This is a genomic window from Mucilaginibacter sp. OK098 (assembly GCF_900142915.1).
Lineage (GTDB): Bacteria > Bacteroidota > Bacteroidia > Sphingobacteriales > Sphingobacteriaceae > Mucilaginibacter.
Genome location: NZ_FRCM01000005.1, coordinates 581,989 through 607,084 on the forward strand (window position 1 = coordinate 581,989; position 25,096 = coordinate 607,084).

The window sequence follows — 25,096 nt, forward strand, 5'->3', positions numbered from 1 at the left end:
ATCTAAATCTGGCCTATTTAATCAATTGTATTGATATAGTGGCTCATTTGATAAGTTGGACTAACCTATTAATGACTTTATTTTAAGTAATTTGTAGTTTTATATTTTTACCATGAATTCTTCTACCCTGTTCAGGCAAATAAATATAGTACCCCGCTGGATTATTTTCATACTTGATTTATTAATCAGCTTTTTATCTTTAGGAATAGCCTATTCAATAAAATACAATTTCAATATCACTCTCATAAATTATGTTGAATTTAGTAGAAATACTTTAATAGAGCTGGTAATAAGCACAATAGTTTTTTTTACAGTAAAAACTTATGCCGGTATAATAAGGTACACCAGCGCACAAGATTCTTTTAGAATTTTAATGGCGGTGATAATAAGCAATGGTGCTTTTTTTTTAATGAACATTGTTTCTGTAGCATTTTCCAAGCCTGTTTTTATATCTAACACCATCCTGGTTGTTAATAGCTTAACCTGCTTTTTATTGATGGTTATTTACAGAGTGTTGATAAAATATATTTTTGTTTATATTAAGAATTTAAAATTAGACAAGAAAAGAATTATTATTTATGGTGCAGGTGAGGCGGGCGTAGCTACAAAAAGAACTTTTGATCACGATTATAAAGTCAATAAAAACATTGTTGCATTTGTTGACGATGACCAAAGAAAAGTTGGAAAAACAATTGATGGGATTAAGATATTAGATGCTAAAGATTTGTTAACACTGATAGAGGAACATGAACTGGATGAGATCATTTTTGCCTCTTATACTATACTTCCTGAGGTTAAAAACAACATTGTAGATATTTGCCTTGAAAACGACATTAAGGTACTGAGTATTCCTCCACATGATGTTTGGCCAAGTGGAAAATTACAGCCTATCCAGATTCAGAAAATTAATATCGAAGATCTTTTAAATAGGAAATCTATTGAGATTGATATTGCAGGCATTCAAAAGGAGTTAAAAGGAAAAAGGATACTAATAACGGGAGCTGCCGGCTCAATAGGCAGTGAAATCGTCAGGCAGTTATTGAAATTAGATACAGGATTGATCATTATGTGCGATCAGTCTGAAACTGCTCTTCATCATTTGTACCTGGAAATTGAGGAAACACATACTGATTCAAACTTTCATGCGTTTATTGGTGATGTTAGGGATGAAAAAAGAATGCAGCATCTGTTTGAAACTTATAAACCCCACTACGTGTATCATGCTGCAGCTTATAAGCACGTTCCAATGATGGAAGATAATGCAGCTGAAGCAGTAAAAACCAACGTTTTAGGTACCAAAACCATTGCAGACCTTGCTGTGAAATTTGGTGTGCGAAAATTTGTAATGATATCTACAGATAAGGCTGTAAACCCAACAAATGTAATGGGGGCCTCAAAAAGAATTGCCGAAATTTATGTGCAATCTTTAAATAAGTCGTTAAGCAATAAAGATTTTGCCTTTAGTAACGGTTTAAGTCATTTAAATAGTACAAGGGCAAATACCAGGTTTATTACAACACGTTTTGGTAATGTACTGGGATCAAATGGCTCAGTTATCCCAAGATTTAAACAACAAATAGAAAAGGGGGGCCCCGTTACAGTTACTCATCCGGAAATAACCAGATATTTTATGACCATCCCTGAAGCCTGCAGATTGGTTTTGGAGGCCGGCTGTATGGGTGAAGGAGGTGAGATCTATATTTTTGATATGGGTAAATCTGTAAAAATTATTGAGCTGGCCAAAACAATGATCCGTTTAGCGGGTTTAGTGCCTAATCATGATATAAAAATTGAATATACAGGATTACGGCCGGGGGAAAAGCTATTTGAAGAACTGCTGAATGATAATGAAAACACTATGCCTACTCATCATGAAAAAATTATGATAGGCAAGGTGCGCGAATACCTTTTTAATGAAATTGAAAGACAGATATATGACCTGATTCATCACGCAAAAAACAATGACGATCAGCAGGTTGTAATGTCAATGAAACAAATTGTACACGAATTTAAAAGTAAGAATTCGGTTTTCGAGGAGTTAGACCTTATACCTAAAGCTATTTTATGATTAAAAAATTCCTTTTACTCATCGCTCTTTTTTTTATCACCGCATGCAATAAAAATGTTAGTAATGAGGTGGTGGTTTATCATAATGATTTTGAGACAAATGACCTGTCAAATATTACTAATGGAATAATAAGTACTTATAACAACTCTGCAGTACTAGGTCAGTATAACAATGGCAATTTTATATTGACGCTTAATAATTTGCCTAAACATGATCTTATTACTATAACTTTTGATCTGTATATTCATGATAGCTGGGATGGTAATAAGAAAGCGCCTGATGGGCCTGACATCTGGGAGATGTTTGTAAACGGCGATCCTTTTATATATACAACATTCTCAAATGCGTCATGTACAGCACCAGACTTTTGCTCTCCCCAGTCGTATCCTGCTGACTACCCCAATGATTATAATAATCCCCGGAGTGGTGCGTACCGAACTGATTTACCGGGTGTGTGCAGCTGGAAAAACGACCCTAATGGGACATCATTGTATAAAATATCGAAAACTTTCAGAAATTCGGATTCAAAATTAGTGTTGCAGTGCGTGGACAAATTAGTTCAGACTAATGCTATAGATCCAAAGTGCGATGAGAGCTGGTCTGTGGATAATATCAATGTTAAAGCTATTACTTTATGAAGATCCTGAAGCTTTCCTTTATTTGTGCATTAGTTACGCTTGTACAATTTGGTTTACACGCCCAAACCTTACCCGTAGGCACAACGGCATTGGAAGATTATTACAGGCGGGCACAGTTGCTTGGCATTGCTGATTCAAGTGTTTCTTTTACTGTCCGTCCGATTTTTCCCAATTATATTAATAAGAAGGCAGATGTATTTTACCCGGATAGTACTATGCCAAAGTACAATACATTGGGTGCAAATCGCTTGTGGAAGAACAAGGGCAAAAGCGATCTTAAAATAAGCTATTTACCTTTAAGCCTTCAAACGCAATTTAACTCAGACCACCCCTATGGATGGAATGATGGCGCTATGATACCTGCCAAAGGTTTACAAACGGTACTAAGCGGGGGGATTTTTGCGCAATACGGACTTTTGACCATTCAGTTAAAGCCTGAATTACTTTTAGCCCAAAATTCCGATTTTGAAAATCTTAATAAAAATAGCTATGATGTAATTTTTGCCCGCTATTACGACATCTATAATAATATTGATTTACCTGTACAGTTTGGAAAAGGTGCATATAATAAATTATATGGTGGACAAAGCAGTATCCGTTTAAATTATAAATCCCTTTCATTTGGGTTATCAACCGAGAATTTATGGTGGGGTCCGGGTATAAGAAACTCATTATTAATGAGTAACACTGCTCCAGGCTTTCTGCACTTTACCTTTAATACTTTACGCCCTGTACAAACACCCATAGGCTCGTTCGAATGGCAATTGATTGGTGGCAAACTGAGCAATTCAGGATTTGCCCCGCTTACGCCTGATCATAGCTATTTCGGTACTGATCTTTATGTACCCAAACCTAATGATTGGAGGTATTTGGCCGGGATAGTTTTTACATGGCAGCCAAAATGGATTCCAGGCTTGTTTTTAGGATTTGACCAGAGTTCACAAACGTATGGAAAAGATTTAAGTGGGATAAGAGATTACCTGCCACTTTTTGCACCGGTAAAAAAGGTAAGCGCCCCAGACGATCCAATTAATAAGCAGGATCAAAGAAGCTCGTTATTTATGCGCTGGCTATGGACACAGGAACACGCTGAGATTTATTTTGAACTTGGACACAATAATTATTCGGGCGACTTAACACAAGCATTATTAACACCAGAATATTCACGTGCATACATTTTTGGAATAAGAAAGCTTATGCCATTTAATACAGCCCGTAATGAAAATATAATGATTAGTGTGGAGGTAACCCAACTCCAGGAGAATAATATTGATAAAATTAAGGCAGGAGATGAGTGGTATACAAGCAAGGCTATAAGACAGGGATATACAAATATGGGTGAGGTTTTAGGTGCGGGCATTGGTCCTGGAGCAAATTTACAATCAGTAGATGTGAGTTGGGTAAAGGGACTGAAAAAGATAGGCTTGCAATTTGAGCGCTATATTCACAATAACGATTTTTACTATTACGCGTACTATGATAGCTACGATTTTAGAAGGCATTGGGTAGATTTGAGTATAGCTGCTAATTATGAGTGGGATTTTAAAAATTTAATATTCAATGCTAAGATCCAGGGTATAAAATCTTTAAATTATCAATGGTACCTAAAGCAAAATCCTGGTGATCCATATTTTGTAAATGGAGCTAATGCGTTTAATTTACAGATACAGGCGGGTATTACGTATAGGTTTTAACGACTATAGCTAAATGAGAAAAATATTTTTTATATTAAGTATGGTATTGATTTTTACTTGCTTTAAAAGCATAGTAAAAGCGCAATCTCTTCCGGTGGGCACTCCTGTACTTGATGATTATTACAGAAGGCAACAATTGCTGGGAAAGGTTGATTCAAATATCTCTTTTACTGTTCGTCCTCTTTTTTCAGGACCTGCATTAAAAACGCATGATGTATTTGACCCTGATAGCACTTTGAAAAATGATCACTGGGTATCAATGGGCCCTGTTTCTTTTGCTAAAGGCTTAGGAGCCTTTCAAATATTGCCGGTAAGCTGGCAGCAGCAATTTAATTCTGATCACCCATATGGTTGGAATGATGGGCCTATGATTCCTGCAAAAGGGTATCAAACAATGCTTAGTGGTGGTTTCTTTGTTAAGCTTGGGCCTTTAAGCATTCAATTGCGACCAGAATTTGTTTATGCTGCAAATCCATCTTTCAATGGGGTTGCTACCGGAGGACGTTCTGATAATGACCTTATTGATTATCGCGCCTATCATAACTATATAGATCAGCCTGAAAGATACGGTAATGGACCGTATAGCAAAGCTTTCTGGGGACAAAGCAGCATAAGATTAACTTTTGGACCCGCATCGATAGGGCTATCGAATGAAAATATATGGTGGGGGCCAGGCATCCGCAATTCATTAATATTAAGTAATAATGCTCCGGGGTTTAAGCATATAACTATAAATACTGTGCGGCCCATAAATACTTATATCGGATCATTTGAAGGCCAGATAATTGCCGGCCGCCTGGATTATTCCGGTTTTCCTGAGCTTAACACCACCTTATCAAATGGAAAAAATCTATTCCCGATAAAAAAAGATGATTGGCGTTATTTTACAGGATTTAATATTAATTATCATCCCAAGTGGATTGAAGGATTTACACTAGGATTAACCAGGACATTTAACGCCTATCATAAAGATGTTAAAACTTTTAGTGAGTATGTGCCTTTCTTTTTCCCTTATCAAAAACAAGACACTAATGATGGCGACCCTATACCCCGCGATCAGTACACTTCACTATATGCTAGGTGGTTATTTACTAAAGCACAGGCGGAAGTTTATTTTGAATATGGGCTAAATGATAATTCATATAACACCAGGGATTTTATAGGCTCGCCCGATCATTCCCGCGCATATATTTTTGGCGTGCGTAAAATGCTTCCATTAACTGGTCGTGCAGATCAGCATATTTTATTTAGCGCCGAAGTTACCCAGCTTTCACAGACTCCTGACAGAATAGTTAGGGGTGCAGGCGGGTGGTATGTACATGGCGGAGTAACAGAAGGGCATACTAATGAAGGACAGGTTCTTGGAGCGGGCACCGGTTCTGGTGGCAACCTACAATCAATGGAAGTTAGCTGGGTATCAGGATTGAAAAAATTAGGCGTTAGATTCGAGCGTTATGAACACGACGTTGACTTTCAGGAAACGTATTTTCCGGATATAAACGGGAATAGCCGGAAATGGGTTGACTTTGCATTTGCCTTGCAAGGTGAATGGAATTATAAGAATTTAATATTTAACGCAACGCTTGAAGAGGTTAAATCATTTAACTATGAATGGATATTAAAAGATTATACGCCTGGTCAATATTATATCCCGCATAATGATGTTTACAACCTGCATGCGGTGTTGGGCGTTACCTTTAGATTTTAGCCTGTTTTTTCCTGGTTAATAATATATAAAAACTGAATAGTGTTCCGGAAATAACCAGGCCGCCTAATATAGCTATTGAGTATTTAAGCCTGTTTTTCTTTAAAGGTAATTCTGGTTCATCAACTATCTGTACGGTTGGTGTTTCCTGTGCAAGCATAGTTTTACTTGATTCAAGGTTTTTAACCGTTTCAGAAAATATAGTGCTGAGTACAATTTTGTCACGTTCTTTTATATCCACACTGGCATTTGCCTTTGTATAAGCAGGGTTAACATCTAATAAGCTTTGATTTGCAGCTGATAGATCATATGTTTTATGATTAAGAATTGCACCAATGCTATCCGCACGCTGTTGTAAACGTTCCACGTTGTTTCTTAATCTTTTTGTTTTTGTGCTGATAAAAAAGTCTGTTGATTGTTTGATCATCCTGGTACAAAAAAGCTGAGCCAATAGTTCGTCTTTCATGGTGGCATCTACTTCAAAAAAGCCAAGCTTTTTATCTGTCTTTGATATTCCAAACTCTCCGGAAAGAATTAACGTGGTCATCTCATGTAACAAACTATCCTGTAACCTGCTATTTTTTACACCATTTAACGGGAAGCGGATTGTTTTACCATCGGGGCTATATTTTAGCCATTTTTTATCTAATTTATTTACAGTAGCATAGCGATCTGCAAGTGTTTGTGTACCATCATATGCAGTTAATAAAGTTGCCTTGATCAATTTATGACTTTTAATCAGTTCTTCAACATTATCACCTGCCAATACTCCACTTGCCCCGCCTAATCCATCCAGGTTAAATCCAAATTGACCTGCCAATGCTGATAACCCGCCCGCACCTCCGGCCGATTTTGAATCATCTACAACAAAAGTTAGTCTGGCAGTATATGTAGGCGCCCACAGCCAAGCAGTTAAAGCACCTAGTAATGCACCAATAATTAAAACCAGTGCCAGTGCTTTTTTGAATTGAAAAATATAAGCCACATCACTTGCACGGTCATTAAGCAATTTTTTAAAAGAGAATTCCGGTTCGTATGGGTATGGAGGATTTTCCTGGCTCATTATTATTTATGTAAAATGGCAATTATACTAACTATTGCGGTTAACGCTGCGGCTATTCCACTTATATCTCCAATACCTATCTTGATTCTTGAGTCGGGTGATTTTTCAGGAACTATAATTTTACTTCCAGGTTTTACAGCAGGGTAATTGCGAAAAAATAAAAAGTGCCTTACCGGTTGATTCAGGCCATCAGGGTATTTAATGTATGCACCTTTTAATCGTGCATTTTCAGTGGTACCGGCCGCTGCATTAATATAGTATTTAAAGCTACTTCCGTTATAGCTTATATATTGCGGGTTGTTTACCGCTCCGGATACCTCAACATACGAAATAACCCGCGGAACATATACGCTATCGCCGGGCAGCAATATCATATTGCTGTTTTCTTTCTTACTATGGTCTTTGGTTGTTAGATCAACATTAACCCTAATCCCTTTTCTGTAAACTTGTGCATTCTCAAGCGAGCCATAAGGGGTAACACCGCCTGCACGGTTTAAAAAGTCGAGAGCGGTTTCATCCCTTTTTTGAACCGCGTAATCTCCCGGAAACACAATCTCGCCTTTAATACTTACATTGCCTAATGAACGATAGTTAACCAAACGCGGAACATAAATAAAGTCCATCGGTTGCAATTCAACATCTGCATTACTACCTGTCCTATCATCCATATCCACAATAAATGTATTAACTAGTTTATTGGCCACACTATCAGATTCATTTTTAATGATCCTTGAGATCTCAACATGATGGTCAGCAGCTTCCTCGCCAAATCCACCGGCCATTGCGATAACATCAGCCAGTTTTAGGCCTTTACGATAGGTTATAATAGACGGCTTTCTGACAAAACCATCAATAGTTATTTTTTGATCAGGAGTAAAAACATCACGGTTAAGTATTACTACAGAGTCTTCCCTCAATAATGGAATATCATTTTTCCCGCCAACAACATCGCCCGGTTTAAATGAAACAAGTTCTTTGGCAAGGTTAGGTAGGGTTCTTTTAATATATCCCCGCTCCATATAGGCTTCAGGCTTTAAACCCTGCGCATTTTTTAACAGCTGGGCTAATGTAAAGCCGGCAGTAAGCTCATATATGCCAGGACGGTAAACAGCACCTTCTAATGTAATTCTGTTGGTATACCGATCAGTAATGGCCCCAATTTGGACCATATCGCCATTATGGGGGATGTAGTTTGCAAAAAGATTTGCAGGCACATCTTTCACCTCACGCTCAAGCGCATTGATCTGGTCAACCTTAGCAATACCTTTGTAAGCTATATCAGTATACCTGCCTGCGTACTTTATCAAATCTTCGAGGTTTTCATTCTCCCCTAATTCATAAATAGCAGGGTTTTTCACTTCTCCGCCAATGCTTACTCTCTTTTTGTAAACAGGGATCCTGATTACATCCTGGTCTTCCAGACGGATATTTCCATCCAGCAACCCTTGTTGCAGGAAACTATAAAAATCAACCGTTTTGTAAAGCTTGTTATTTCGTATTAGTTGTATGTTCCTTAATGATCCATTTTGATTTGGGCCACCCGAATTATAGAGTACATTAAACAAGGTAGATAGCGAAGAAAGGGTATATGATCCCGGAGTTTTTACTTCGCCAACAATGGTGATCTTAATGCTGCGGGTGTTACCTAAGTTAATGGCCAGTTGCGTTTGTCCCGAACTTAATGCAGGGTAAACTTTGGTCATTTTGCTTTTAATTAAATTAGTAGCCTGCTCAATAGTAAATCCATTTACATAAACAATACCTGCATAAGGGATTTGCAAATTACCTTCCGGACTGATTTTTGACCTTACGCTGCTTTCATTTAACCCCGTTAACAACACAATTATTTCATCGCCAGGCCCTAATACATAGCCCTTTGGGGTAGCCACTGAGAAATTAGGTTCAAATTTTATAGCTGTTTGGTTAAAAAAATCGGTGCCGTATACATTCAGCGTCTTTGCTGCTGAAGCAGATTCGGGCTTAACAGGTTTGGGTGATAATACGGTATCATTGGCATCCCTTGAGTAATCTATTTTTTTCTTTTCTGAAGATTTGTTGGTTTTTATGCCGGTCTTTTTATTTAGGCCAAGTAAAGTTACCCTGTCTTTAAATGCCGCTACCTCACCGGCGGGCATTCCTTTTTGAATTAACAGCTTATAGGCATCCTCTTCGGGGATTCCTGAGTCCTGTAACTTTTTCCAGGCCTGGGTTATTTGATCGTCAGTTAATGTGCCTACTTTAACATTTTGGATATTGCTAAGGGAAACATCCTGTGCCTTTGCCTGTTTTGAAAAAGCAACTAAAGCAAAAAATAAAATATATAATAAGTATTTAATCCGCATGTAAAATTTGAAGTTAATCCAGTGGTGCAAATATAAAATATTATATCAGTCTAAAGCTATAAATAGCGGGTGGCCAAGTAAGTTAAAGCCTTAATATAATATATGCGTTTGCTTAACAAAACCTTGTTCAATTAGTTTGTTTAGTACTGATAAAAATGTTTAGCTCCAGGGATTGTTTACATTTATAGAACATAGATTTTATCTATAATAGTTTATAACGATGGGATGAGCTTTTGCAGCTTTTCAAAATGAGTTTCGTTATTAATAAGAATGTTAATATGTGCATTAGCGTTTTTGCCCATTTTAGTTACAAAATCAGGGTTTTCATATAACCATTTTACTTTTTCGGCTAACTGCTCAGCATTACCTGGTTCAAATAATAATCCTGTATAATTATCAATAACCATTTCGGGAATCCCACCAATAGCAGCGCCAATAACAGGTTTGCCTAAAGCCATAGCCTCAACTACAGTAAATCCCAGCACCTCATAACATTCTGACGGACAGATTAAAAATTCAGCGCCATTAATAATTTCAAGTGTTTCCTGTTTGCTTTTTTTTCCTAAAAAGGTAACATTATTTAATTGATGGGCGTTTTTAAACGTTTTTAAATCTTCTTCCTGTGTACCATCGCCTATTATTTTAAGCAAAATTTCCGGGCAGACTTGCATTGCCTTTAATAGGGTGTGTGCTCCTTTTATTTTTTCGAGCCTGCCCACAAAAACAATGTATTTTTCATCACTTTTAACCGAAGTCAGTTTTGCTTTTTCAACCACCGCATAATCATACCCATGATACACCTGTACCAGCTTTTCATTAAAAAAATTGAATTGTTTGTATTTTTCGTATTGGAAAACAGAAGGGCACACAAAGTAATCTACGTAAGCGTAATAGTTAAGGTATTTATGAACATAGTTTTCCAAAGCAGCCACTGTGCTTGCCAGGTATGATCCTTTTTTACAGGAATGCGTAATACAATTATAAAATTTCCCGCCAAAACATCGTTCACAAATTTGACCATGACTAACAAATATGCTATCGGGACAAATAGGGGTATATTCATGCAATGTCCAGATTATGGGAATATTTTTCTTTTTTAAGATCTTTAAAATGGTTGGTGTTATGTAATGATGAATAACATTAATATGGGCAAAATCTATTTTAACATCATTTAAAAGCCTTTCCAGGTTTTCCTGTGCTTCAAATGAGTAAATACTTTTCATTACCACTTTTACACCTGCAGACAGGCTCCGCTTATTAACCTTTTTATAATCAATGTTTTCTATAAAGTAATCAGAATAAGAAGAAGGGAAATTTCTGTCGTCTTTCATAGAAAAAGGGATAACCTGATGTCCCTTTTGCTGATAAATATTTACCACGTTTTCAACGTATGTCCAATCTCCGCCACTTGGATACCATGACCAGTTTACAACAAGAATATTCATTTCAGCTAGATATTTAATTTCAGGATAAAATTTGATAATTATTATTTTTTTAAAAAAAGCAAAACAAAATTCAAAGATGACTGTATTAAATCATAATAGTGTGATAAAAATAAAAATTTAATAATTTGACGGATAAATTTACATTAAGCCCCGACTGTGTTTTTTCAAGCTATAAACCGATGTTTTGTCTTGAAACTTTAATTCTTTTTGATTTTTCTGAATTAAAATGCACTCATGTTGTAGCGGTATGATGTATCTTTCACGTAATTTATAAACTTTAATTATTGTATTTAGCTGAAGTTATAATAATTGCAGCCCTGACAATCAATATTTGAATTGGTGTTGTGGTTGTTAAAACGTTATATACCTGTACTAAAAATCAAACTATTTGAATTATATTATCAAATTATTAAGAGTTTTAAAAATTATTCTGGTTAGTAAAGCAAAAAAAGTTAATTTTGGCAAGTGATTACTATCTATATAAAATCCTGTCACTATTGAATCAACTACCAGATTCGCCCTTATGGTTTTAACATTTATATGAAGAAAAAGATTTACATTGCTGGTGCAGGTGGAATGCTTGGGGAAGCTTTTTATCGCATATTTAAAAATGATTACGAAGTTAAGTGCACAGACAAGGATGTAAATGAAAAATGGCTTAGCTTTTTAGATTTTCGTGATTTTGAAAAATATAAAAAAGAAGTTGAAGCTTTTAAACCCGATTACCTGTTTCATTTAGGCGCATATACTGATCTTGAGTTTTGCGAGCTTAATTTAGACGATACCTATCTAACCAACACTACCGCTGTTGAAAATGCTGTCTTCATTGCCAATAATTTAGATATACCTATGTTGTATATTAGTACCGCAGGTATATTTGACGGAACAAAGGATTTTTATGATGATTGGGATGAACCAAACCCACTTGGGCATTACGCACGATCAAAATATATGGGCGAGCGGTATGTACGCGAAAATGCAAAAAGATATATAATTTGCCGTGCTGGCTGGATGATGGGTGGCGGGCCTGAGAAAGACAAAAAATTTATCAGTAAGATAATTAAGCAATTAGCCAGCGGAAAACGCGACCTGTTTATTGTAAATGATAAAGACGGAACGCCAACTTTTACTGTTGATTTTGCTAAAAATGTAAAATTACTTATTGAAAAGGAATACTGGGGTTTGTATAACCTGGTTTGTAATGGCGAAACCAGCAGGCGCGAAGTAGCTGAAGAACTGGTGAAAATACTTGACCTGGATAATGAAGTTACTTTTCATGAGGTTTCATCAACTTATTTTAAAGATACTTATTTTGCACCCAGACCGCCTTCAGAACGTTTGATAAACAAAAAGCTGGAATTAAGAAATTTGAATATTATGCGCGATTGGAAAATTGCGTTAAAAGAATATATTACAGACTACTACACAGATTATTTAAAAGAGAAGAATATCTATTCTGTAAAAGAAGATATAATTACTTTATAAATATTACATATAAGAATGCGTATTGCTGCTTTTGGCTTCCGCTCAGTTCCCCCCTCAAAAGGCGCTGCCGGTGCTGATAAATTTGCTCTTGAACTATTTCCGCGGCTTGTTAAGAGGGGGCATAGTGTTGTTGCTTACAACAGGAGGTATCCTGATGTGTTTGTTGATATCAACGAGTATAAAGGTGTACGGATAAAAACCTTTAAAACAACCTCAAAAAAAGGGTTTGATACGCTATTACATTCCTTTAAATGTACCCGGGATATTATTTTTAATAACACAGCCGATATTGTACACATACAAAATGGCGGCAACAGCATTTGGGCACTGCCGCTGCGGATGTTTGGTAAAAAGGTATTTATAAGCCAGGACGGAGTGGATTGGAAAAGGGACAAATGGCCATGGTACGGTAAACTATATTTAAAAATATCCGCATTTATTACCGCCCATATACCCAATGAGGTAATATTTGATAATGTAATAGCTAAAAAGCTTTTTGAAGAGAAATTTAATAAACAGTTTAAGTTTATACCTTTTGGAAGCGAAGTTGAGGCTGGAACCGGCAGTACTGAAATCTTGCTGGAACATGATCTTAAAAAAGGAGAATACTATTTATTTGTAGGGCGATTTATCCCTGATAAAGGCCTGCATTATTTAATACCAGCATTTAAAAAGTCTATCTCCAATAAAAAACTGGTGCTGATTGGTGGATCACCCAATCCCTCTCCTTATGAAAAGCAACTGCTTGATATGGCTAGTGATAGCATAGTGTTTCCCGGCTATGTTTATGGAAATGATGTAAACACGCTTATGTCAAACGCTTATTGTTACATTCAGCCTTCTGACGTTGAAGGCTTGTCGCCGGTTGTGTTAACGGTAATGGGCTTAAATGTGCCAATGATTGTTAGTGATATTGAAGAAAATCAATACGCTGTTTTAGATACGGCACGCATGTTTAAAAAAGGCAACATTGAATCGCTAACGGAAGAAATCGATTTCTGTGAAAAGAATTATCCTGAAATGTTAGCCCTGGCTCAAAAAGCACAGGTTAGGGCTTTAAGTGTTTTTAATTGGGAAATGGTAGCCGACGAGCATGTAAAGGTTTTTGCAAACAGCTAAACAGCCTTTTTAAAGACTCCGATCAGCTCAATAGCTGTATTCTCCCACGAAAAAAGTTTTAAGCGTTCTTGTCCCTTGCTTATCATGTCCTTCCGCAGATCAGCATCATCCAATACGGTCTTTATCTTTTTAGCAATATCATCCATATCGAACGGATCGAATTGTAAAACTGCATTCCCGCCAACTTCGGGCAGGCAGGTATTATTGGCAACTAATACAGGCACATCATTTTTAAATGCCTCCAATATAGGAATCCCAAATCCTTCATTTACTGATGGGAAAACATACATTAACGCATTTTGATAAAGCTCACCTAGTTGCTGGTCTGATAAATAACCTGTCAGTACTACTTCATCCGCAAGCTTATGGGCTTCAATAGCATCTAATATCACTTTAAAATCACTGTCAAACTGGTTTGCCGGGGTTGGCCCCGCCAGTACTAATTTTAATTGTGAATAGCCCAAAATTTTTATCTTACTAAAGGCTTGAAGTAAAGCAGGTATGTTTTTCCTTTTAAACATTGATCCTACATGCAAAATATAATTACCCGCGTTTAATGAAAATGAGCTTAGTAACTGTTCGGCATTGTTGGCTTGCCCGGTATGCTTTAGTTCTTTGGGGCCTTCATAAATCACCACTAGTTTATCATCAGGAATCTGCGTAAAATGATTGATCTGTTTTTTTGACCAGGCAGTAGGTGTAATAATAAATGGTGATCTTTTTGCTGCCGGAACCGCAGTCTTCATATAAAGCCACAACCATAATTTGCCATACGCTTCGGGCGATTCAAAACAAAACGCATCATGAAAAACCGGGACTGTTTTATAGCCTAAATGTAGTAAGGGTACACAATTATCGGTACAAAAAACAATATCACAACTTTTAAAAAAAGCTTTCAGTGGTAAAATTAACTGTTTCCATAGCTGGTACCTTGCGTGTTCAACGTACTTTAATAGTTTATTACTGCCTGTATAAACAGGAAAGCTGGTATCTAAAAAATGAAAACGGAGCTCCCTGTTCTCCATTTTTTTAAATTCCTTGCATAGTTCTTCCAGGTAAGTACGGGTTCCTGTTTTAGCTACCCGCAAATCGCGTACATCTACAGCTATGGTTAATGGTTTTGGCATTTTATAGGTCTTCCCTGTTTTTAACCAATTTTGCAGGAATCCCTGCAATTACTGAATTTGGAGGGAATGATTTGGTAACAACACTACCTGCTGCAACTACGCATCCATCGCCAATAATAACGCCCGCTAATATGGTAGTGCCTCCACCCAGCCAGCAGTTGTTACCTATAATAACAGGCTGTTTGGTAACACCTTGTTCTTTTATAGTTAAGTTAAGATTAGAGAATTCATGATTTTCAGAAAAGATCTGAACGTTTGGCCCCATAATTACATCTTCGCCTATTGTTATACCGCCTTGGCCGGCAAAATAAGCCCTCGCGCTGATGCCCGTTCTGTTGCCTATTGAAATCCCTTTTCCGCGGTATGCAATAACGCCTGTGCAAAATAAGATGGAATCACGCGCAATAGAAACGTGGTCGCCTATTGTTATGCCGTTTTCGGAAAGCGCATTGATGCTTACATTATCTTCAAGGATCAGGTTTTTGCCCGCTATTATTTTGTATGCGTGCCTTACTTTAACCCTACGGCCAACAAATAATAAACCCGATGATCTTTTTAACAATGGCTTTAAAAATAGGCCCCTTATGAGTTGCATTACTCTAACCCAGCTTATACTGGCCAGATCACGGGTAGAGTGGGGGCTTTCCCATTTATAATCGGGATCGTTTTTTAATGTTTTTACTAGCTTCTCAATGATCATTGGCCGGCTGTATTTGAGCTGTTTTAAATTGCATGATAATACTAATAAGCAAACCGGATAAAAACCAGTTTACATAGGATATATATGACGATGACTCCACCTCGGATGTTAATAATGGAATAAAAAATCCAATTTTCAAAAGCAAAACGGCCATGCACACTTGTCTTTCTTTCCCCCGCAATTTAGGAAGCCATTTTAAGCTTGTTCTTATCAGCATAATATAAACTGACAGGTATAAAAATAAAGCAATAATACCAGCCTGTACACCAATTATAATGTATTGGTTTTCGCCCCCTACGTTTTCACCCAGGCTGCCTGCAACCCTGCCCGATGTACCCAAACCAAGCCCGAAAGGCTTTTCGACCATGGAAAGGATCCCTTCGGCCCATTCCAAAAGGTGGCCAACGCTTGAGGGGTTACTAAAGTCGATTGTATTCATCACAACTTCGGTAATGCCGCTGTTCTTATCTCCAAACTTAGTAAATAAATAAATGAGATATAGCGCAGCAAGTCCAAAAACTATGTGTACGGTATGAGTAATGTATTTCTTTTTGGTGATAAGCGCATATACATAAATGATAATAAAATAGCTTACAAAAGGAGCCCGTGATAAAGCGAAAGTAATTGACAGTAATGATGCTGCAAAGCCAAACCAGCCTATGCCTGTAGGCTTAAATTTGTTATTGTCGCGGGTGAATAAGGCAATCATTACAGCGAGGGCCAGCAATGTAGCGGAGGCATGTTCAAGCGGGTTAGCGAAAAAGCTGGCAAACCGCGGGTAGCCGCCCTCCGACTCAAAGGTCCAGCTGAGGCCAAAGTTACCGCTTGGTTCAAAGTTGAAAAAATAATAAACATAGTCGGCAAAACCAGTTATGGTTTGCAGATGCTGGTTAAATATTACCTCAAGCAGCAATACGGTACCGGCGGCAATAGTTAATAATACAATGTAATTAAAGTATTTACTAATATAAATGGTGCGGATATCCATTAAGCGGCCTGTAAAATAAACCACTACAAAAAACGAGGTGCTTTTAAGGGCAAGCAAGCGGTTAAAAAAGCTTTCTTCGCCAATTGGTAAAATGGCATATATAAAGGTGTACAGCAAAAAAGCAAGAACAGCATAATCAATTAAATGCAGCCTGGGGAGATATTTTAGGGTTACTATATTGATAATAAGCAGGCTTATGATCAATACCTCTTTAAAATATTGAAAAACGGGGATGAAATCTTTAAGGCCAAGTAAAAAAGCAACTGACATTGCTGTAGTATACATTGACAGGCCAAAAATTAAAAAAACGAAAATACCCTGCCTATTGCCTTTTATGACTTCCCGCAATGCCACAAAAAAAGAAGTGAGATAAATAAGTGGGAAAATGAACAGCATCCTTAGCAGGTAAAATATTAATTATTCTGAGGCCAAATTAGGTTTTTTGAAGTAAAAATTCCTTCTTTCAAACCTTTAATTAAAAATTGAGCTTTTTCATTGCGGCGGCGCAGTATAAAATAGGCCAACAAAGCAAGATAGTAAAAACCGTTATAAATTAGATTAACCGGGTAGTATACAGGATTTCCATATTTCCGTAGAAACCAGATGTGATTCCTGCTGATATAGTAATGAATAACCGGGCTCAAGATCCCTTCTTTTTTAGGCGCTGATACTTTGGCAGATACACCGGCTTCATGATACATTTTACCGGATGGTAAATAATGAACCTCAAAGCCGGCATCACGCAGCCTGAAGGAAAGCTCAACATCCTCATAATATAAAAAGAAGCGCTTATTAAACAGTCCACATTTTGTTAATGCCTGATTTCTGATTAACATACAACAGCCCGTTACCCATTCTGCAACTTTGTAAGAGTTTAAAGCAGCTTCATCAGGAACTGTGGTATCAGATATAGTTTTGCCCAGCAGCCTGTTAAATTTCCCTTCTCCATTCCAGATCTTGCTTTTGTCATGCATCCAGTATATGGCCGGTTGTACTGCTGCCGCTTCCGGGTGAGTATCCATATGTAACAAAAGGCCCGATACAAGGGCATTATCAACTAAAGTATCCGTATTCATCACCAATGAATAGGTATAGCCTTTTTCAATACTATAAATCAACCCCCGGTTATTGCCTTCAGCAAAGCCAAGGTTCTCCATGTTTTCGATGAAGATCAGTGCAGGAAACCGGGCTTTTAGTATGGCGAGTGAATCATCTGTTGAGCCATTGTCTGCAACAATTATATCAAACAAAGTTTCATCGCAATATTGCTTTAATGACGAAATACAATTAACCGTATGTTCCGGCGTATTCCAATTGAGCAGGATTAATGCAACCGGCTTAACCATTTTGCAGGTGTTTTTTTTTAATAGCGTACTCATACATCAGCACGGCGCTTGTTTCAATTATCAGCGTAAAAGATCCAATTAACAGGTAATTACCCGCAGTAACTAATATAAATGCCACAAAAACGGATAACACGAACAGGAGCATTGCAATTCTGAATATATAAACTGTATTATTCTTTAAAAGCTGGTCTAGCACATTTAAAACATTCAAGGCCGACATAATAGGTACAAATGCCATTACTTTCAAAAACAAAACAGCGGTAGCATTGTGCTCCTTTGATAAAGTAAAAACAATAAAATCGGCCAGGATAAATATAAGTATTGAGCTTACAAAAAAAACGCCGGCAAGCAGGTATTTTGTTTTTTTTCTATACACATTCCACAAGCTTGTACTTTGTTGATACAGGCGTGCTGCGTTGGGGTATATAGCATTTGACACAGTGATGAGCAAAATTCTGCATTGACCAATAATTTTATCGCACAACGTATAAGGGCCTAACAAAATGGAGTAACCCCACCTGGGCAAAGCAAATATGATGATTGATTGCTGGAGGTTAACAGAAATATTGTTTACTGTAAGGTAAAAGTTATCTTTCCCAATTTTTAACAATTCACGTTTCGAAGGCAGGTTAAAACTTAATTTAAATTGTAAACCAAAATAAATTAATAACCCTATATAGGTAACTGTATTAGCTGTGCCCAAAATAAAATTCACCCATTTGGCATCGTGAGCGCTTTTTATAAAAAACAGGATGGCGAGGATAGATACAACGTTTGACACCAGGTTTAATAAATTGAACATCTTTAATCTTTCGGCGCCTATAAAAAAGCACAAGGGGTTAAACACTTCGGCTAAAGCAATTGGTACCGATAACAAAATATAAGGATAGTAATCTACATTAAACCAGTGTAAGCCAAATAGTAATGCTATAAACAGGATGAAAATAAATACCCTGATAAACAAATTATTATAGTATACAATACCCAGCTTTTTACGGTCTTTTATATTAAAGGCAACATCTCGTACCCCTGATTGACCTGTACCATAATTGATAACTGAACCAGCCAGTTGTGCAAACTTGCTGGCAAACATTATTATACCAAATTGCTGAATGCCAATAATGCGGGTAATTATTGGTATTAAAAGCAACAGCAACAATACATTTGAAATTTGGATGCTGCTTAAGTTTAAAAAGTTAGCTATAATATTAGTTGCTTTTAACTTATTATAAATATCCCTGGTACGTTGTTTCAAGTGCTATAGATTGATGGCAAATTTAATTTAATTTAATTGTAATCAATATCACGGGTGAGGATTTGAGGCATCATATTTTTACTTAGTTACTCATTGTATAAATATTATATTCGTGAATTATTAAATTTACGCTATGAATTATCTAAATCCGGATATAAAAGACCTTACACAGCTTGGTAAAGACAAACGGGAAGAGTATTTGAATGCAGACCCATTTCCCAGCATAGTGTTTGAAGATTTTTTTAATGAGGATGTGTTAAACCAGGTTTTGGCTGATTTTCCAGACCTGTCAAAGCAAAAAGAAGTTATTGCCTATAACAACCATAACGAGAAGAAATTTGAAGCAAAGGGCGAAAAATATTTTAGCGATATAACTAAAGCTTTTACGCATTATTTAAATTCTCAGCCTGTGCTTGAGTTTTTGCAGGAACTTACCGGGATAAAAGAAACCTTATTGCCTGATCCTTATTTTGTTGGCGGAGGCTATCATGAAATTAAGCCCGGTGGTTTACTGAAGGTACATGCCGATTTTAATAAGCATGATTTTACCAAACTCGATCGCAGGATCAATTTATTGGTTTACTTGAACAAGGATTGGGATGAAAGTTATGGCGGGCATTTTGAACTATGGGATAAAAGCATGACAAAGGCTCATAAAAAAGTACTCCCTGTATTTAACAGGGTAGCTATTTTTTCAACTACTGATTTCTCTTACCATGGACATCCCGACGTGCTAACTTGTCCTCCTGATCGCAGTAGAAAATCGCTGGCTTTTTACTATTATTCCAATGGCAGGCCCAAAAGCGAAATAAGTGACAGAACCCACGGCACCCTTTTTGTAAACAGGGCAGAAATTAAGGATGATGTGGTTAAAGAGCCGGTAACTTTCAGAGACATAATTCTTGATATTGTACCCCCTGTTTTAATAAGAACAGCAAAACAGCTCATGGGGCGGAATAAAAATTAGTTAGTGTAAACTGTACATTTTAAAACAATTTTTAATTATTGCTTTTTAAAATATAGTGAACATATTTGTCTCACTAAACTATTAGATGCTTTATTGGTTTTAAACATACCTGTAATACGTGGTTTTTAAGGGCAAAAAAATACTAAATGAATAATATACTGATTTTCGGTGCTTCGGGTCAATTGGGGCAGTGCATACAGAACGTAGCAACTTTAAAAGGAATATCTTCCATCATTTTCCTGGCAGAATCAGAAGCCAATATTTTAAACACAGATACTCTTAATAAAGCATTTGAGAAGTATAAACCTGCTTATGTAATTAACTGCGCAGCCTATACTGCGGTTGATAAGGCAGAAGATGATGCTGAACTGGCTGAAAAGGTTAACAAAACAGGGGCAGAGAACCTGGCCATCCAATGCAATATACATGGCGCGGTATTGATCCATATATCTACCGATTTTGTTTTTAAGGGTGATGTGGCCATGCCGTTAAAAGAAGATAGTGAAACAAATCCAATAAGTGTTTATGGTCAGACCAAACTTGATGGGGAAAAAGCGGTAAGCGCCGTATTAAAAGAACATTTTATTATCCGTACCGGCTGGTTATATTCTGAATATGGCAACAATTTTGTTAAAACCATGCTAAAGCTTGGGAGTGAAAGGGAGGAGCTTAAAATTATAGCCGACCAGGTAGGTACGCCAACTTATGCTATTGATCTGGCAGCGTTTATTTTGATGATCATATCAACGGAAAGTAAGGCTTATGGCATTTATCATTACAGTAACGAAGGGGTAACTTCATGGTTCGATTTTGCCCGTGCAATATTTGATATCTCGGCTACCAAAGTAAAAGCTATCCCTGTACGCACAGATGAGTATATAACAAAAGCAGTACGCCCGGGCTATTCTGTAATGGACAAAAGCAAGGCAAAACAAACATTTAATATAGAAATACCGTATTGGAGAGACAGCTTGATAAAATGTATCGGCAAACTTCAAAAATAATCTACCTAAATACATGAAAGGAATAATTTTAGCAGGCGGATCAGGCACCAGACTTTATCCGATAACAAGGGCAATAAGCAAACAATTAATGCCTATTTATGATAAGCCGATGATCTATTACCCCTTATCGGTATTAATGCAGGCGGGTATAAGGGAAATTTTAATTATTACTACCCCCGAAGATAATGAAAGCTTTAAACGTCTGCTTGGTAATGGAGAGGAGTTGGGCTGTAGTTTTAATTATGCTATCCAGGAAAAGCCGAATGGCCTTGCACAGGCATTTGTTATAGGCGAAGAATTTATAGGTAATGATAAAGCTGCGCTTATTTTGGGTGATAATATATTTTATGGAACAGGTTTTACTGAATTGATCCGCAGCTTTAATGATGTGGAGGGTGCTGCTATTTTTGCATACCCGGTTGCTGATCCTGAAAGATACGGCGTGGTAGAATTTGATAAGGATTTTAAAGCTTTATCAATAGAAGAGAAACCTGATAAACCAAAATCAAACTATGCGGTTCCGGGGCTTTACTTTTATGATAACAATGTAGTTGAGATCGCTAAAAATCTGGAACCATCTCCACGCGGCGAATATGAAATTACCGATGTAAATAAGTTTTACCTGGAGCAAGGCGACCTGCACGTTGGTGTGATGGATAGGGGCACAGCGTGGCTGGATACAGGTACATTCGACTCGCTGAGTGATGCTTCTGAATATGTGCGGGTTATTGAAAAACGCCAGGCCACAAAAATTGGCTGTATTGAAGAAGTAGCCTATCGGCAAGGATTTATTGATGATGCACAATTAAAGGTATTGATAGCCAAATATTTAAAAAGTGGATATGGCGCTTATTTAGAGACTTTGCTGGACTAAATTGATTGCGGAGGTTGGAGTGCCGATTGCGGAATGAAAAATCGCTTCAGAAATTAAACCAAAGCAATTATTTTCTGAACCAGGTTTTTGTCATTTGCTTCAAGCCAGTTTATCTCTTTATCTTTTCCAAACCAGGTCATCTGGCGTTTTGCGAAACGGCGGGTATTTTGTTTGATAAGGTCCAACGCAGTATTTAGATTAGTTTTTCCATCAAAATAATCAAACAGCTCACTGTAGCCAACGGTGTTTAACGCGTTTAAATGCCGGTAGGGTAAAAGAGATTTTACTTCATCAATCAAACCATGTTCAACCATTATATCAACGCGCTGATTGATGCGATTGTATAAAACTTCGCGTGGTAGGTTCAAACCTGTTTTTACAATATGAAAAGGTCGCTTATTTAAAGCTGATCTGCGGTAAGAGGAGTAAGGTTTACCTGAGCTTTCAAAGATCTCCAGCGCCCTTATAACGCGTTGCGGATTATTAATATCTACCTGGCTGTAGTATTCAGGATCAGCAGTTTTTAATTTTCCCTGCAGATATGTAATTCCTTTTTCCTCAAGTTCAATATTTAGCCTCTCCCTCACAGCAGGATCGGTATCGGGAAACTCATCAAAACCCTCGCAAACGGCTTTTATAAACAAGCCCGATCCGCCGGCCAGTACTACAATACTATAAGTTTTAAAAAGCTCAGCTAAAAGCTCAAGACATTGTTTTTCGTAGTCCCCGGCCGTATAGGGTTCATCTATTGAAAGCGAATTGATAAAGTAATGTTTTACAGCGCTCAATTCTTCCCCGTTAGGTTTTGCGGTGCCGATAGACATTTCACGATAAAACTGCCTGGAATCAGCCGAGACAACCACGGTATTATAATGCTTTGCAATCTTAATTGCCGCCGCCGTTTTGCCGGAGGCAGTTGGACCTGCAATTACGATGAGGGTGGAAGGGTTCATGGTTGATAGTTCATGGGTTGTTCATGGTTCACAGGTCATGGTTCATAGCAAAAATTGCGGCGGCCATGAACTATGAACCATCAACTATGAACTAATTAATAATCATCCCCGTGTGCCTTGCTGTCATCCTCAAAACCTTCATCATCCTGGAACTCTGCGCCAAATTCATCTTCCTCTTCATCATCAACCTTCGCTACCGCGTCATCGTCTTCCACTGTTTCTGAGATCTCTGAAAAATCTTCAGCATCTTCTTCACCAATGGCCATTTCATTCAGAAAATCAAAATCATCACCTTCAGGTGCTGCGATTGGTACATTAAGCACATTACCAAATTGTTTTGGTGCTTCGCCGGTCGATTTTATAACAGCCGGATAGGTAACGCCAGGAGTGTCATCTAAAATGATCTTCATTAATTCAACATGAAAATCAAACGGGCGGTCGAAATTAAAGGTATAATAAAATTTTTGGTGCGGATCGTCAATATAGCTCAGCAGCTTTACTTTGTTCATTAGGGCAACACCGCGGTCAATTCTTTTTTGATTTGGCAAATAGGTAATCTCTTCCCCCTTTGTCCATTGATCATTACTGATATAAAACGATGAGGGATATTCTGAATTGTAACCAGTTGATTGATGGATTGCCCTGTGAAGATCTTCAAATGTTTGATTGGATTTCACATCAATCTCCCTTACAACATCATCGTAATCTTCAAAAGTAATCCTGAACCTGTATAAAGCCATTTTTTAGTATAGTATAGTTTTTACAAAAATAGTAATGATTTCGGAATTCGGATGTTCGATTTTTCGCTATTGTTTTATTTTTTTAGGGGTGCTCAAGAGGGCTTCGCCGTTTCGGATTTATAGAAATCCGGTATAGTTATTCCTTACCCACAACTTTTAAGCCAATTTCTGCGCCTTTTGCAATTGTGTACTTAATTGCCTCCTCGCGGGAGTTTGGGATCTCGCCTTCAAGTATAGCTTCGCGGATCTGATTCTTAATAATACCCACTTCGCGCCCTTCTTTTATGCCGAAAAGTTCCATAATGTCAATACCTGTCACTGGTGGCTGCCAGTTTCGCATATTATCGCGTTCTTCAACATCTTTTAATTTTTGCTGAACAAGCTCAAAATTATTGCGGTATTTTTTTACCTTATATTCATTTTTTGTGGTGATGTCTGCTTTACACAACAACATCAGGCTTTCAATATCTTCGCCGGCCTCAAATAATAAGCGCCGCACTGCCGAATCTGTAACAATGGATTGTGCCAAAACAATAGGCCTTAAATGCAGCTGCACCATTTTTTGTACAAACTTCATTTTTTCATTAAGCGGCAGCTTAAGTTGTGTAAATATTTTAGGCACCATGCGCGCGCCCTTATCTTCATGCCCGTGAAACGTCCATCCGTGGCCCGGTTCAAAGCGTTTAGTGGCAGGTTTGGCAATGTCATGTAATATGGCTGCCCAACGGAGCCAAAGGTCGTCTGTTGTTTCGCAAATATTATCAAGAACTTGCAGCGTATGGTAAAAATTATCTTTATGTCCTTTCCCATCAATATATTCAACGCCATAAAGTGTGGTCATTAGCGGGAATATTTTATGCAGCAGGCCGGTGTCAAACAAATAATTGAAACCAATGGATGGTTTGGCCGATAAAATGATCTTATTCATCTCCTCTGTTATCCGTTCCTGCGAGATGATGCTGATCCTGTCCACATTGCTTTTTATGGCAGCAACGGCCAGCTCATCTATCTTAAAATTAAGCTGAGATGCAAAGCGAATAGCCCTCATCATCCTTAAAGGATCATCAGAAAAAGTTTCAACAGGATTAAGAGGTGTGCGGATCAGCTTTTGCTCCAGGTCATTTATTCCGTTGAACGGATCTAAAAGCTGGCCAAATGTATCAGGATGCAATGATATGGCCAATGCATTAATGGTAAAATCCCTGCGTTTTTGGTCGTCATCAAGCGTGCCATTCTCAACAATAGGTTTTCTCGAATCAAGCCGGTATGATTCTTTACGGGCGCCTACAAACTCAACTTCAAGGTCATGGTATTTAAGGGAGGCGGTACCAAAGTTTTTAAATACCGATACCTTTACCTTTAACTTTTGCGCCACGCTTTCAGCAAACTGAATGCCGTTACCAATTATAACGATATCAATATCTTTTGAGGGGCGGCTTAAAAAAATATCCCGCACAAAACCACCGATGGCATATACCTGCACATTATGCTCGGCAGCGAGCTTTGATATGGTTGAAAATACAAGATGTTGCAGGTGTTGTTTCATTGAACCGCTGATTCTTTTGATTTAAATGATTTCGCTG

The 25,096-nt window shown here is 37.5% G+C and carries 20 protein-coding genes; 9 read left to right on the forward strand and 11 right to left on the reverse strand.

Annotated features, from left to right (window positions below; all coding sequences use genetic code 11):
* Window positions 1-112: 112 nt before the first annotated feature.
* The 4 genes from BUE31_RS19255 to BUE31_RS19270 are packed head-to-tail and all read left to right on the forward strand — an operon-like array spanning window position 113 to window position 6,108.
* The gene (locus BUE31_RS19255) at window positions 113-2,068 is read left to right on the forward strand and encodes a polysaccharide biosynthesis protein (protein WP_073405442.1); all 1,956 of its coding nucleotides are present in this window, start codon (window positions 113-115) and stop codon (window positions 2,066-2,068) included.
* Window positions 2,065-2,706 (forward strand): hypothetical protein, encoded by a 642-nt coding sequence (locus tag BUE31_RS19260; RefSeq protein ID WP_073405443.1) that lies wholly within the window; start codon window positions 2,065-2,067, stop codon window positions 2,704-2,706. Before BUE31_RS19255 ends, BUE31_RS19260 begins: the two co-directional genes overlap by 4 nt.
* Window positions 2,703-4,400: a capsule assembly Wzi family protein gene (locus tag BUE31_RS19265; RefSeq protein ID WP_073405444.1), complete on the forward strand. Its 1,698-nt coding sequence runs from the start codon at window positions 2,703-2,705 to the stop codon at window positions 4,398-4,400. The genes BUE31_RS19260 and BUE31_RS19265 overlap by 4 nt, the downstream gene beginning before the upstream one ends.
* Window positions 4,401-4,413: 13 nt before the next feature.
* Window positions 4,414-6,108, forward strand: coding sequence for a capsule assembly Wzi family protein (locus BUE31_RS19270; protein WP_073405445.1), 1,695 nt, complete (start codon window positions 4,414-4,416; stop codon window positions 6,106-6,108).
* Here BUE31_RS19270 and BUE31_RS19275 read toward each other — a convergent pair.
* The 3 genes from BUE31_RS19275 to BUE31_RS19285 all read right to left on the reverse strand — a co-directional run bounded on the left by BUE31_RS19275 (window position 6,098) and on the right by BUE31_RS19285 (window position 10,955).
* Window positions 6,098-7,168, reverse strand: a complete 1,071-nt coding sequence (locus BUE31_RS19275; protein WP_073405446.1) for a hypothetical protein — start codon at window positions 7,166-7,168, stop codon at window positions 6,098-6,100. The two genes, BUE31_RS19270 and BUE31_RS19275, sit on opposite strands and share 11 nt — an antisense overlap.
* A gap of 2 nt (window positions 7,169-7,170) precedes the next feature.
* Complete coding sequence (locus BUE31_RS19280; RefSeq protein ID WP_073405447.1) at window positions 7,171-9,510, reverse strand: SLBB domain-containing protein; 2,340 nt, start codon at window positions 9,508-9,510, stop codon at window positions 7,171-7,173.
* A 212-nt stretch (window positions 9,511-9,722) separates the two neighbouring features.
* Entirely contained in the window at window positions 9,723-10,955 is a 1,233-nt protein-coding gene (locus BUE31_RS19285) for a glycosyltransferase family 4 protein (RefSeq protein ID WP_073405448.1), read from the reverse strand.
* Between the two features lie 540 nt (window positions 10,956-11,495).
* Between BUE31_RS19285 and BUE31_RS19290 the strand changes: the two genes are divergently transcribed.
* Both BUE31_RS19290 and BUE31_RS19295 read left to right on the forward strand, forming a co-directional pair.
* The gene (locus BUE31_RS19290; RefSeq protein ID WP_073405449.1) at window positions 11,496-12,440 is read left to right on the forward strand and encodes an SDR family oxidoreductase; all 945 of its coding nucleotides are present in this window, start codon (window positions 11,496-11,498) and stop codon (window positions 12,438-12,440) included.
* 15 nt (window positions 12,441-12,455) lie between these two features.
* Window positions 12,456-13,559 (forward strand): glycosyltransferase, encoded by a 1,104-nt coding sequence (locus BUE31_RS19295; RefSeq protein ID WP_073405450.1) that lies wholly within the window; start codon window positions 12,456-12,458, stop codon window positions 13,557-13,559.
* Here BUE31_RS19295 and BUE31_RS19300 read toward each other — a convergent pair.
* From BUE31_RS19300 to BUE31_RS19320, 5 genes are all read right to left on the reverse strand, one after another.
* The gene (locus BUE31_RS19300; RefSeq protein ID WP_073405451.1) at window positions 13,556-14,686 is read right to left on the reverse strand and encodes a glycosyltransferase family 4 protein; all 1,131 of its coding nucleotides are present in this window, start codon (window positions 14,684-14,686) and stop codon (window positions 13,556-13,558) included. The two genes, BUE31_RS19295 and BUE31_RS19300, sit on opposite strands and share 4 nt — an antisense overlap.
* A 1-nt stretch (window position 14,687) precedes the next feature.
* Complete coding sequence (locus BUE31_RS19305) at window positions 14,688-15,386, reverse strand: acyltransferase (RefSeq protein ID WP_073405452.1); 699 nt, start codon at window positions 15,384-15,386, stop codon at window positions 14,688-14,690.
* The gene (locus BUE31_RS19310; protein WP_234997866.1) at window positions 15,376-16,659 is read right to left on the reverse strand and encodes an O-antigen ligase family protein; all 1,284 of its coding nucleotides are present in this window, start codon (window positions 16,657-16,659) and stop codon (window positions 15,376-15,378) included. The genes BUE31_RS19305 and BUE31_RS19310 overlap by 11 nt, the downstream gene beginning before the upstream one ends.
* A 128-nt stretch (window positions 16,660-16,787) precedes the next feature.
* Window positions 16,788-17,720: a glycosyltransferase family 2 protein gene (locus tag BUE31_RS19315; RefSeq protein WP_073405571.1), complete on the reverse strand. Its 933-nt coding sequence runs from the start codon at window positions 17,718-17,720 to the stop codon at window positions 16,788-16,790.
* The gene (locus BUE31_RS19320; RefSeq protein ID WP_073405454.1) at window positions 17,713-18,975 is read right to left on the reverse strand and encodes an oligosaccharide flippase family protein; all 1,263 of its coding nucleotides are present in this window, start codon (window positions 18,973-18,975) and stop codon (window positions 17,713-17,715) included. The genes BUE31_RS19315 and BUE31_RS19320 overlap by 8 nt, the downstream gene beginning before the upstream one ends.
* 133 nt (window positions 18,976-19,108) lie before the next feature.
* Between BUE31_RS19320 and BUE31_RS19325 the strand changes: the two genes are divergently transcribed.
* The 3 genes from BUE31_RS19325 (at window position 19,109) to rfbA (ending at window position 21,820) form a co-directional block, all read left to right on the forward strand.
* Complete coding sequence (locus BUE31_RS19325) at window positions 19,109-19,942, forward strand: 2OG-Fe(II) oxygenase (protein WP_073405455.1); 834 nt, start codon at window positions 19,109-19,111, stop codon at window positions 19,940-19,942.
* 146 nt (window positions 19,943-20,088) lie between these two features.
* Window positions 20,089-20,946 carry a dTDP-4-dehydrorhamnose reductase gene (gene rfbD / locus BUE31_RS19330; protein ID WP_073405456.1) on the forward strand — a complete coding sequence of 286 codons (858 nt, stop codon included), beginning with the start codon at window positions 20,089-20,091 and terminating at the stop codon, window positions 20,944-20,946.
* Window positions 20,947-20,959: 13 nt separating this feature from the next.
* Window positions 20,960-21,820: a glucose-1-phosphate thymidylyltransferase RfbA gene (gene rfbA / locus BUE31_RS19335; RefSeq protein ID WP_073405457.1), complete on the forward strand. Its 861-nt coding sequence runs from the start codon at window positions 20,960-20,962 to the stop codon at window positions 21,818-21,820.
* A gap of 53 nt (window positions 21,821-21,873) precedes the next feature.
* On the opposite strand, the gene miaA is transcribed toward rfbA, so the two are convergent.
* The 3 genes from miaA to BUE31_RS19350 form a co-directional block, all read right to left on the reverse strand.
* A complete protein-coding gene (miaA, locus tag BUE31_RS19340) occupies window positions 21,874-22,773 on the reverse strand; it encodes a tRNA (adenosine(37)-N6)-dimethylallyltransferase MiaA (protein ID WP_073405458.1) in 900 nt (299 codons plus the stop codon).
* A gap of 95 nt (window positions 22,774-22,868) precedes the next feature.
* The gene (locus BUE31_RS19345; protein ID WP_073405459.1) at window positions 22,869-23,513 is read right to left on the reverse strand and encodes an IS1096 element passenger TnpR family protein; all 645 of its coding nucleotides are present in this window, start codon (window positions 23,511-23,513) and stop codon (window positions 22,869-22,871) included.
* 136 nt (window positions 23,514-23,649) lie between these two features.
* Window positions 23,650-25,059: a CCA tRNA nucleotidyltransferase gene (locus BUE31_RS19350; protein WP_073405460.1), complete on the reverse strand. Its 1,410-nt coding sequence runs from the start codon at window positions 25,057-25,059 to the stop codon at window positions 23,650-23,652.
* Between the last annotated feature and the right edge of the window lie 37 nt (window positions 25,060-25,096).